We start from the raw sequence: 12,864 nt of genomic DNA on the forward strand, positions 1-12,864 counted from the left end.
TTACCCCCTATTAATTATCGTATTACCCCTCACGTTATCCGCAATATTTGTAGTTACTTTGACATAATCAAATATAAATGTTTATGATCTGAAAAAACCACGCTTAAGCGCCGTATCCCAGGTGCCCGAAAAAACGCTTTTTTCCTAATGAATCAAGCACAATCCGATCTTTAAAAGATTGTATTCTTCTAATAAATATACTAACCAAATTAATTATGCTAAAAAAACTACTATTCTCTTTAAGGTGTATACCGCTGCTATTTACTGTAATTCTATTTCTGAATGTAGGCGGTAATCATTTGTATGCGCAAACGCCTGGCGCAGAAATCTCTGGAGTTATCCTTGATGTAAAAGGACAACCCATTCCGGGAGCAACCATTAAAAATGAAAAAACGGCTAAAGTGGCCATCTCTGATGGAAACGGACGGTACAAAATTGCAGCCACCAAAGGGGAAACACTAACCTATACATTTATAGGTTATGCATCTAAAACCATTGTATTGGATAATCAGAATTCATTAAATGTTACTTTAACCGAAGCTTCTGATAAGACACTTAATGAAGTGGTTGTGGTGGGTTACGGTACACAGAAAAGATCTGACGTTACGGGTTCGGTGGTGTCTGTGCCAAAGTCCAGGTTATCGCAACTTCCCGTAACCAATATCCTTCAATCGATCCAGGGTGCTGTAGCCGGCGTAAACATTACCTCTTCTTCATCTGTTCCAGGTAGCCAGCCAAACGCGCTTATCAGGGGGCAAAATTCCATCTCTGCCAGCGCTGGTCCTTATGTGGTGGTGGATGGGGTACCTTTAACCAAAACAGGCGGCTCATTAAATGACATCAATCCGAATGATATTGCATCAGTAGAGATCCTAAAAGATGCCAGTGCTACGGCTATTTATGGTACGAATGGTTCAAATGGGGTAATTTTAATTACGACTAAAAGAGGTACAACAGGTAAACCGGTTATTCGTTATAATGGGTATGCAGGTATTGATAACATTGCACATATTTTAGAGCCTCGCAGTGGCGCCGAGTATGCCCAAAAATATGCCGATTTCCTAAAACAAACCAATCAAACGCAAACCAGACCTGTTCCAAATGTTGGTGAATTAGCAGCCTATAATGCAGGTACAACAACTGATTGGGTTGATGAAGCGACACAACAAGGTGTTATTCAAGACCATAACGTTAGTGTTTCTGGCGGAACACCTGATGTAAGGTATTTCATTTCAGGAGATTATCTAGATCAAAAAGGTGTGATTAAAGGTTACCAGTTTAACCGGATTGGTTTGCGTTCCAATTTGGATGTAAACGTTACCAGTTTCCTAACAGTTGGTACTTCTCTATTTTTAACCAGCAATAATTTTGATGGTGGTAGGGCTAATTTATTATTAGCCACCGCTATGAGTCCATATGGGCAGGAGTATAACGCAAACGGCACTTACAAGATTTTCCCGATGGAACCCGAATTGCTGTACACAAATCCATTGTTGGGCTTAAAAACCACCCAAATCAGTAGAACAACCAATGTAAATGGTAATGGATATGCGGAGATTAAATTTCCAGGAGCCTTAACCGGATTAAAATTCAGGTTAAATGCAGGCTACACGTATTTCCCCGAAAGAAGAGGAAGTTATGTTGGGCGTTTAGCTAATGATAATAATGGTACCGCCAGCAGTTTCAACGCTTCAACCAACAGTTATACTATTGAAAATATCTTAACGTATTCAAAGGATAGCAAAAAACACCATTTTGATTTTACAGCACTATACAGTGCGCAGGAACGTAAATACAATTCAACTACAGCAGGTGCCGTAGGTTTTATCAATGATGAATTAGGCTTAGATAACATTGGTGCAGGAGCAACACAAACCAGTAGCTCATACCGTGATAGATATGGATTAAACTCTCAGATGGGGCGTTTATTTTATTCATATGATAGCCGCTATTTATTAACCTTAACGGCACGTAGAGATGGTTCTTCTGTATTTGGAGCCAATACTACCAAATATGGTGTTTTCCCATCAGCAGCTATTGGCTGGAATGTTACCAATGAAAGCTTCATGAAAGACATTAAAGCCATCAGCAATTTAAAGTTAAGGCTTTCATATGGTAAAACAGGTAATGAAGCCGTTGGGGTTTATAACACCATTACTACAGAAACATCTGTGCGTTCTCCATTTAATGGAATCAGCACCATTGGTGTGGTTCCAAGTAACCTGGGTAATATTTTATTGCAATGGGAAACGACTAAAACAGCCAACCTTGGTTTAGATTTTGGTTTATTCAAAAACAGGATCACGGGTAGTATAGAAGCTTATCAGAATAAAACAAGTGGTTTATTATTAAACAGAAGCCTTCCTATCATTACAGGTTATTCAAGAGTATTAGAAAATATCGGAAAAACCACCAATAATGGTTTAGAGCTAACATTAACTACACAAAACTTTACCGGAAAAAACTTCCGTTGGGAAACCATGGTTGTTTTTGCCACCAATAAAAATAAAATTACCGATTTATATGGCGATGGAAAAGATGATTTAGGCAACAGGTGGTTCATTGGTAAACCTATTAATGTAGTTTACGATTATAAAATGACGGGTGTCTGGCAAACTGGGGAAGATGTTTCCAAGCAAGATCCAACGGCAAAACCAGGTAGCCTAAAATTTGCTGATTTAAATGGCGATGGTAAAATTACCGCTGATGACAGAACGATTTTAGGGCAAACAGCTCCAAAATGGACAGGTGGTATTACCAATACTTTTCACTATAAAAACATCAATTTAAGTGTGTTTATCCAAACGGCACAGGGTATGACAAAGAACAATCCTGATTTAACCTATGGCGATGAAACAGGCCGCAGAAATACGCCGGCTGAAATTGGCTACTGGACACCCGAAAATCAAAGTCAAACCCGTCCGGCATTATCCTATAACAATACTTTAGGTTATGGCTATGCTTCTGATGCGAGTTACACCAGAATTAAGGATGTTACCTTGAGCTATGTTTTCCCTCAAAACCTGCTGGATAAGCTACATTTGGGAGGTTTAACCGTTTATGCCAGTGGCCGTAACCTGCATACCTTTACCAAATGGGTAGGTTGGGACCCTGAGCAAACCTTTTACACGAGAGGATCAGGCAATTCAGGTGCAAACCAACAGGCATTTTCAGCCGATTGGACCAATAACTATCCGGTTACAAGAACATTTGTTTTGGGTTTAAATGTGTCATTACGTTAATCTTATCATCATGAAAAAAAATATTATCATACTTACTTCCTTATCCATATTGTTTTTTGCCTTTTCCTCTTGCAAAAAAGCTTTCCTGGATGAGAAACCGTTTTCGGCCTATACGCCCTTAACGCTTACGGATTCATTGGGTTTTGAAGCTTCGTTAATTGGATTATATAACCATACCAGTACCATATTTTCATGGAGCGATCAACAAGGATGGCCAAGTGTTTGGCAGGTTGGAACCGATGTGGCCAATGCCACCAATAACCAGCAGGGGGTAGAAATACCATATTACAATTATGAAACGTTAACGCCTACGGATAATGGAGCGGCCCGTACCTGGAACAGGAACTACATTATGGTGAATTTAACCAACATCATTGTAGATGGAATTGAAAATCCTGCTACGACCACCATCAGTGCGAAAGGCAAAAACCAGATCAGTGCCGAAGCTAAATTCTTCAGAGCATATGCCTATAACAACCTGGCTACACTATTTGGAGGCGTGCCATTAATTACGCATGCCTTATCTGGTCCGAAAATTGATTTCGTTCGTGCACCTATTGCAGATGTTAATAATTTTATTGTGGCAGATTTAGTGTTCGCCGCGGCAAATCTTCCGGATATTGAATCGGTAAAAACCAATACCAAGGGCAAAATGTATGGCAGGGCCAATAAGTTTATGGCCATGCAGCTTTTAGCTGAGGTTTATTTAAGGATAGGTAAGCCAGACTTGGCTGAGCAACAGGCACAAGCAATTATCAATAGTGGCAGGTTTAGCCTGATTAAAAACCGTTATGGCGTAAAAACCAGTCAGCCAGGCGATTATTATTCTGATATGTTCCAGTATGGCAATGAGAGAAGATCGCAAGGCAATACCGAAGCCATCTGGGTTTTGGAACAAGAAAATCCGAATACTGTAGTTGGTGGTATTACTGATAGCCCGCAGCAAAGAAGAGTTTGGGGCGCTGCGTATTACAACATCGCAGGGATGACAGTGGCCGATTCATTGGGTGGCCGTTCTATTGGCCGTTTGCGTTTAAGTAACTGGGTGCTGTACCGTTTATATAAAGGAAATGATATCCGCAATTCACAGTACAACATCCGCCGGAAATATTATTATAATGATCCTAATCCTATTTACGCTTCAAGATATGGCAAACAGGTTCCTTTTAGCGGCCCTGATACTTTAATTAATATTTGTCCGAGCACCACCAAATGGGGCGCTTTTGATCCTAATGATACTTTTGGTTACGCCATGGTTAAAGATTTTATTTTAATGCGCCTGGGCGAAACATACCTGTTACTGGCTGAAGCACAGGTTGCTCAGGGCAAAACTGCAGAAGCTGCTACCAGTATTAATGTTTTGAGAACAAGGGCAAATGCCGCCCAGGTAACGGCAGCTGAGATGACTAAAGATTTTATCCTGGATGAACGGGCAAGAGAACTGATTGGTGAAGAAAACAGAAGAATGACTTTGATGAGAACAGGGACATTGGTAGAACGGGCACTTCGCCTTAATTCAAACGATGCTTCTAAACCGATTACTGGTTTAACTACAAAAGCACTATTGTTACCAATTCCTTTAAACGAAATTCAGTTGAACAAGGACGCTGTTTTAACACAAAATCCTGGTTATTAAAAAGAAAAGTTGGTTAGTTTTTCGGGTCGTCTTCGGATGGCCCGATTATTAATTCCCTTAAATACAATCTCTTTATATCACGAATGAGGTAACCAGGAAATGGAGAAAAACCATTTCTGGAAATCAAGATGTTTCGAATGTATCTTTTAAAAATCTGGTTGAAGTGTCTCGCTATGACTCATCTTGTATAGCATTGAATTAAGATTGCCTTGCACCTACATGATGAGATGTCTAGATTATCGTTTGATATAAAAAAGCGAGTAGCGATCGCTATAGCCACCCTATAAAGCCAAACCACTGTTTCTCCGTTCTGCGCTTAGACCGGCATGGTCAATTTTTCGGGATTGCACAGACCAAGTCTGCCTACTGACTTAAACAGAAAAATTGCGAGCCGGCAGTTTTGTTTCTTTTGCTGTCAAAAGAAAATAAGCCCGTCCGGCTAGGACTAGATAAATCCTCTTAATGTAATCAGCACCCTAAACGCACTGTCATTCAGAGCGAAGCGAAGAATCCCCAACCTATTGACACTGATACCAACCTTAGCTACTGACTAACTAACAACAATCGAATCAGAAAAATCTATTTTCTTCTAAATTAATTTTTCTCTTCAAATTTAACCCAATCTTTCAGGAAGTAAATGGGGCTTCGTTCCTCAATGATGAGATGTCTAGATTATCGTTTGATATAAAAAAGCAAGTAGCAATCGCTATAGCCACCCTATAAAGCCAAACCACTGTTTCTCCGTTCTGCGCTTAGACCGGCATGGTCAATTTTTCGGGATTGCACAGACCAAGTCTGCCTACTGACTTAAACAGAAAAATTGCGAGCCGGCAGTTTTGTTTCTTTTGCTGTCAAAAGAAAATAAGCCCGTCCGGCTAGGACTAGATAAATCCTCTTAATGTAATCAGCACCCTAAACGCACTGTCATTCAGAGCGAAGCGAAGAATCCCCAACCTATTGACACTGATACCAACCTTAGCTACTGACTAACTAACAACAATCGAATCAGGAAAATCTATTTTCTTCTAAATTAATTTTTCTCTTCAAATTTAACCCAATCTTTCAGGATGTAAATGGGAGATAATACCGTTTTATCTTTAATGAAATTAGCTTTTATAAAATTTCCAGCATTTGAAAGATATTTGATTTCTGAATTAATCATATCCGTAGAAGCATAATAAGCACCATAAGGACAACGGTATGGATTCCCTTTAACATCTGTGGTAAATACGGAGAAAAAGATTAATTTTCTGGAGTTCGTATCTGGTTTTTCATATCCGAAAATCCGGTAATCTTCCCTGATATTTCCATATACTACTAATGAACTATCCTGAAGGCTAATGATTGCCTTTTGAAAAGCATCTTCACTCATCTGCGTAGCTTCGATATTTCTAATGGTATCAGGCTTATCTACTTTCGTGGTAATGATGCGCTTAGTCGGTTGTGTTTTGGTAATGCTGTCAGTTTTACTTGAATCAGGAAGCCTGGTTTTTAAGGTCTTTTTCTTTGTATTGTTGCAACTCATGGCCAGCATACAAATGATCATCATTGATAAACCTATCCGGTTAAAGAAATCGTAAAATGCGTTTCGTGTGGTCATCTTCTAATTTTTTGAAATTTTTAATAACTGATTTTTCCTGAACTGCTGGTAATAAAATGCAAATTTAATACTTGAAAGCAAAATTAATTTTAAATAATTGCAGCGCTATTTTTTGGATTTAATAAAGGCTATGCAACCGTTATCCCAATACCCTTTTTATAAAGCACACAAAATGCTTCGTCCGCGTTACCATATCGTTTCTCGTAACCAACTAAGTTATTAATGTATTCTATTAACCGCTGATTAGTAAGGGTAGAGGTTTCAGTTAATCCTGATATCTTCCATGGAAAGTTATTTTGATTTGGGTTGGGCGTGTGTAAAAATAAGGCATCACTAGCGCTGTCGTTATCTAAAATGGTAATCCAGATTTGATAATCAACTGTTAAAGATTTAGCTCGATCACTCAAATGATCAAAATGCCTGAACAATTTATCAAGGTGAGGCTTACGGCGTTTAAAGCTATCATTTCCATAACCATACCAATCGAAATGTTTATGCCAACGATCAAACCATGCATCATTTGAATCTGTAAACTTTAATTCACTCCAGTCTTCATTCTTTAGCTCCAGATTTTTATAATATCGCCGAAGGCCTCTGTGTTTTTTAATGCGGTTCATGATTGGATTTTGTATGTTTCTTTTTTCAATAATTAGGGTAAAGGCCAGGATTGATCAGCTTATTTTCTTCACTGGGTATAAAAAAGAAAGAAAATCTCAATCAAAGTCAATACGTATGAATAAATATTTTTTTAAAAACGAAAAACATTTATTTTTAATCCATTGCATTGTTTTTAAATTAATAATCGACAATTTACATAAATTTAGGCTTTAGTTGAACCCGATAACAAACAACTTATTTAAATTAAATAACAATGCGATATCTCATCCTACTTTCTTTCCTTTTCGTTTTCAGTAAGGCTTTTTCGCAAGAAACCAAAATCAAAAAAGAAAAATGGCATTGGAACAAAGCATCAAAACAAGATACAGCTGCTGGCTACGCTCAGGTTTTAAAGGTTGATAACATTCTTTACATTTCAGGTGTGGTAACAAACGATATCACCCCAGAAGGAATTACATCTGTTTACAATAATTTAAAAGCTTCACTAGCCAGTTATGGTGCCACATTTGAAAATGTGGTTAAAGAAAATTTATATACAACGGATATTGAAGCGATGAAAAAGTTCAACTATGTTAGGAAAGGGTATTACAAAAATGACTTTCCCGCGGCTACCTGGGTGCAGATACAGCGATTGTATATGCCGCAAGCAAAATTAGAAATTGAGTTGATTGCACACTTGCCAAAATAAGTTAGTAAATGGATAATAGGCTGAGTTTATATCGTATGCTTACATTGCTGTTCAGCAGACTTTTAGCTGCTTATATGAATGATTCCGCTGAGGAGCTTCAAATATTCCTAATATTTTAAAGTTTCTAGAAGGTAATATACATTAATTAATAAATATGTATGTCTTATTAGTCTTCTTACAAACATGTTTGCTTTTGTAGATAATTTTTACTCTTATAAAGAATATTTTATTTCATATTAATCATATATATTCCTACATTCGTGGCAACAAATCCGTTACAATCCCACTACGGATAAATCCCTTACTCATCCCGAATTTTTTATTGTTGGTTACGGCTATAGTATGGCTATAATCTTTTTTTTGCCCCTCGTTTGGGAGCAGAAGGAAGTTTATTTTTTATGTGCTCAATAAAAATGCACATGAGTATCCAATTTGATAAGCGCATGATTGAATAAATATTAAACCGTTTCGGATTTAAGCTTGAGGAAGCGGTCAAAAGCGGAAAACGAATAATTGATATAAGCTTAATTTAAATTAACTACACCTATGCTTTCAAATTCTACACATTGTGTAAGATTATTATCTTTCATTATATCTTTTTTATATGTTTCATCGTCTTATGCACAGGCCGCCAATAATACTGATAGTGCAGCCGTCAGGAACTTTGCAATCAATGCGGTAGCAGCACTTGATAAAAATAATCACTATACGGATTTTCTAACACCAAATGATTTAAATGAATTACCAGTTGGTTTAAAGCATACAATTAACAACATCACTTATAAAATCGCCATCAGCAGTGCCGTGTTTCATCCAACCTATGCAGAATTAACTGTTTTTGCGAAAGTAGAAATTCCACAAAGCCCTGGTGTGCTGTTTTTTGGTATCAGTGGACTGAAACTTTCATACGAAGGAGGAATAGTTGGAGATGCAAAATTAACTTTAATAGGTGATATTCCCATAGATTTTAATGGAGGTAACGGCAAGGTTATATTGAAAGGTGGCCTTGATCTGACCAATGGGCAGGCTTTAGATGGACTCACCTATATGACCATGGACTGTAAGGGCTTTAAGGAAATGGGGCTTGCCGCAGATGTGGTGTTCCCAAGAAGTCTGCTTATTCCCTGTGCTGAAAATGGCGACCAGCTAACAGATATAAATAAAAAGGTTACTGGTTCGTTCAAAACCGTTGTTTCCGATTGGAACGATATATTGGTCAACATCAACCTGCCTAAATTCCAGATTGCCAAATTAAAGGATGTGGTTTTCACCGTTGCAAACGCCACTTTTGATTTTAGCGATAAGCGAAACAGCCCGAATGTTTTGTTTCCAGCTGGCTATGAAGCGCAATACATGAGTTATCCAAGCCCTGGAATGTGGCGGGGAATCTATATCCAGAATCTGGATGTGATGCTGCCGAAGGCTTTTGCCAAAAAGAACAGCAAAGAACGCATCAGCTTTGGCTCAAACAACCTGATTATAGATAACAATGGGGTAAGCGGAAGTTTTTATGGCAAAAATATACTGCCCTATAATGAAGGTTCTGCCTCTGGATGGAAGTTTTCGGTAGATGAATTCAATATCGATCTGGAAGCCAATAAATTGGTTGGTGCAGGCTTTAAAGGAAATATTGGCTTACCCGTAGGTGAAAAGGATACCGATGCCTTGAGATATGAAGCCGTAATAACAGGAGATAATAAATACTGGCTTACGGTTGCGCCAAAAGATAAATTGGATTTTAACCTATGGCAGGCAAAGGTTACGCTGGAGAAAAATTCATATGTAAAGCTATTGGTAGAAGATGATAAATTCTTACCAGAAGCAAATCTTTATGGAAGATTAGATATCATGGCGAGAACCAAGCCTGGGGATTCAACCACCAAGCCTCTTGCCAACTTTAAGGGAATTGAATTTAAGGGCCTGCGCTTAAAAACAGTTTCTCCTTATTTAACGGTAGAATATTTTGGATATGATGGGGAATTGAGTGTAGCCAATTTTCCAGTTTCTGTTGATAGTATTGCGCTTACTTCTACCCAGATGGAAACCAGCCTTTCATTTGGGCTTAAGGTTACTTTGATGGATGCGGGCTTTAAAGCAGACACCCGATTAAACTTTACCTCATCATTTGAGCAGCAGGATGGATTGCAGAAATGGAAGTTCAAAAAACTTGGATTGAGCGCTATTAAGCTCAACCACGTAAACATTGGTGGGGCCAGTTTAGATGGAGAACTTAATCTACTAGATAATGATCCGGTTTATGGAGACGGTTTTGGGGGAGGGATAAGAGCAAAATTTGAGTCATTAGCACTTGAGGTTCAGGTTAGGGCTATTTTTGGAAGAAAGGATTTCAGATATTGGTTTGTGGATGGAAAAGCGAGTTTTGGAACTGGTGTTCCTGTACTTCCACCAGTTCCATTTAATATTAAAGGATTTGTTGGCGGGATTTATTACCGCATGAGTAAAATTAGCCAGAACGCCAGTTCAGATTCAAAAAGCTTAATGCCCGAATATAAACCTGATAAAGCAATGGGATTGGGTGTGAAAGCAGGTTTATTATTCAACGTGGCTAATGATATGGTTGTGGATGGTATGGTTGAATTTGAAATGGCCTTCAACCGTAATGGAGGGTTAAATTATATCGGGTTGTTTGGAAGCGCAAAATTTATGGGTAAAATACCTGTGGTTGATGATGCCCTGAACAAGGCTGCAGGGGTATTAAAAGGTGTTCAGGATGATATTGTTGCGCAGTTGGAAGGACTATCGGATGATTTAAAAATTGAAAAGTTAGCCAATTTACAAACCTTAAAAATTAGCGATCCACAGCAGGCAGCACGGGCTGTAACAAATAAAGTAGATTTTTCTGAAGGATTTGCAGCCTACCTGGGGATAAGCTATGATTTTCAAGCCAGAACTTTCCATGCCAATTTTGACATTTATATTAACGCCGCAAAAGGACTTTTAAGGGGAGTTGGAGCGAATAATCGTGCGGGCTATGCAGTGATGCATTTTGCTCCAAAAGATTGGTATATCTATATGGGTACACCAACCGATCCCGTAGGAATCCAGTTTGGACTTGGCAGTTTTAGCCTGAAAACTGAAAGTTATTTTATGATTGGCACCAAGATACCAGGCTCGCCGGCACCTCCACACGAGGTAGCGGATATTTTAGGAGTGGATATGCGACAGCTCGATTATATGAGAGATGTTAATGCACTGGGAGATGGAAAGGGGTTTGCCCTTGGCTCCAGACTATCAATAAGTACTGGCGATATTTCCTTCCTTATTTTATATGCCAATTTCAAGGCAGGTGTAGGTTTTGATTTAATGCTAAAAGAATATCCCGATGCACATTGTGAAGGCAATTCTGAACCGATCGGTATACATGGCTGGTATGCCAATGCGCAGGCCTATGCTTATTTGCAGGGAGAGTTAGGGGTTAAGGTAAACCTCTGGTTTCTTAAAACCCGGATTCCAATCATCAAAGCGGGGGTAGCAGCCTTATTGCAGGCAAAACTTCCTAATCCATCATGGTTTAGAGGGTACATTGGCGTGCAGTATAATGTACTGGGTGGTTTAATTAAAGGAAGAGCAAACTTCAAGGTACAGCTTGGCGATGAATGTAAAATTGTAAATGGGGGGCAGGAAAATCCTGTTGGCATAAACGTAATTGCCGATATGTCTCCAAAAACACCAGATGGTGTAGATGTTTTTGCCGCACCACAAGTTGCGCTCAATTTTCCTGTTGAACGTGATATACCTATTACAGATGAAAGCGGGAGTAAAACTTTCCGTATTAAACTCGAAAAATTTGAACTGACCGAAAATGGAAAACCAATTTCTGGTAAACTCGAATGGAATGCAGGGAAGGATGCGGTATCTTTTCTATCTACAGAAATATTGCCACCAAACACCGCCATAAAAGCTTATTCCAAAGTAAGTTTTGTACAATTGGTGGGCGGCAGCTGGCAAACCGTTTATATGGATGGCAAAAAAGCAGAGGAAGAAAAAAGTATTGATTTTAAAACCGGTGCCGCACCAGAAAGTATTCCGCTTACCAACATAAATTACAGCTGGCCTGTGGTAGACCAACGGAATTTTTATAAATCAGAGAGCAATACAGGCTATGTGCAATTGAAACGTGGACAGACGTATTTGTTTAACGTGCCTGGTTTTAAACAGGATATGACCTTCAAAAAGGAAAATGGTACTACGGTGCCTGTAACCTATCAATATATTTCAGAGAACCAGCAACTTAAATTTGATATTCCGCAGGTAGACGGAAACAGTAACTATAGCTTTGAGCTGGTTAGCAAATCTCAGGGTACAACTAGCGGTACCACATCAAATACACAAACAAAGACTACTGCAGAGGGAGATGTAACCGAAATCACCAACAGGCAGGCACAAGACATCATCCGTGCAGACGGGGGCAAGGTATTACTCGGCTATAATTTCCATAGCAGTGCATTTGGCACCTTTAAAGAAAAGGTAGATGGCATAAATGGCGTGCAGGATCTTTTCGGCAAAGTTTCATCTGATGTAATTGATCTTAGAAAAACGGTTGCACAATATGAGGCGTTTGATTTAGCTGAGATTTCTGGAACGGCTTATACGAATAGCAAGCCTTTATTACAACCAGTAGCCCTGTTAGATAACGCTTATTATATACAGGATATCCATCCACTTAACTATGAGAAATATCCTGTCGCAGGTGATATCACATTAAGTAGGGATACGACAGAACTAGGGCTGGCACCCACAAAGGCATTGCCTATACTACTCAGCTACCAAACCAATGTTGAACAGGGCAATTTCAATACTCAGTTTGTAAACCAGCGGATGCCTTATATCTATGATTTACCCCGCATTTATAAATCAGATTTTCAAGAACTGCAAAGCCAGGTAGTGAATCGTTTCTTGGGTACACCAGTACAAAAGCAGTATGAATGGTTAATCAATGGGCATTTCCCTTTCATGCGGGAGGGGAACTATAAGGTACAGTATAGGTTTATCCTGCCAGATGGAAGCGTGGGAACAAGCGCAACGGTAATTTATAATAATCCGATTAAATAAGTGGAAT

At 38.9% G+C, this 12,864-nt stretch carries 6 protein-coding genes; 4 read left to right on the forward strand and 2 right to left on the reverse strand.

All coding sequences use genetic code 11. The features are described 5' to 3' along the window. The first annotated feature begins 215 nt into the window (after positions 1-215). Together AN34_RS12355 and AN34_RS12360 are read left to right on the forward strand one after the other, a co-directional pair. Positions 216-3,242, forward strand: coding sequence for a TonB-dependent receptor (locus AN34_RS12355; protein WP_082468390.1), 3,027 nt, complete (start codon positions 216-218; stop codon positions 3,240-3,242). Positions 3,243-3,252: 10 nt separating this feature from the next. Then, complete coding sequence (locus tag AN34_RS12360) at positions 3,253-4,878, forward strand: RagB/SusD family nutrient uptake outer membrane protein (protein ID WP_029285849.1); 1,626 nt, start codon at positions 3,253-3,255, stop codon at positions 4,876-4,878. Between the two features lie 1,030 nt (positions 4,879-5,908). On the opposite strand, the gene AN34_RS12365 is transcribed toward AN34_RS12360, so the two are convergent. Together AN34_RS12365 and AN34_RS12370 are read right to left on the reverse strand one after the other, a co-directional pair. Beyond that, positions 5,909-6,478, reverse strand: a complete 570-nt coding sequence (locus AN34_RS12365) for a hypothetical protein (RefSeq protein WP_029285851.1) — start codon at positions 6,476-6,478, stop codon at positions 5,909-5,911. A 128-nt stretch (positions 6,479-6,606) separates the two neighbouring features. After that, positions 6,607-7,095 (reverse strand): hypothetical protein, encoded by a 489-nt coding sequence (locus AN34_RS12370; RefSeq protein ID WP_051666499.1) that lies wholly within the window; start codon positions 7,093-7,095, stop codon positions 6,607-6,609. Positions 7,096-7,349: 254 nt separating this feature from the next. Between AN34_RS12370 and AN34_RS12380 the strand changes: the two genes are divergently transcribed. Further along, positions 7,350-7,784 carry a RidA family protein gene (locus tag AN34_RS12380; RefSeq protein WP_029285858.1) on the forward strand — a complete coding sequence of 145 codons (435 nt, stop codon included), beginning with the start codon at positions 7,350-7,352 and terminating at the stop codon, positions 7,782-7,784. Positions 7,785-8,330: 546 nt separating this feature from the next. After that, entirely contained in the window at positions 8,331-12,857 is a 4,527-nt protein-coding gene (locus tag AN34_RS12385) for a hypothetical protein (RefSeq protein WP_051666501.1), read from the forward strand. Positions 12,858-12,864 lie beyond the last annotated feature (7 nt).

Source organism: Pedobacter sp. R20-19, from assembly GCF_000708265.2.
Classification (GTDB): Bacteria; Bacteroidota; Bacteroidia; order Sphingobacteriales; family Sphingobacteriaceae; genus Pedobacter.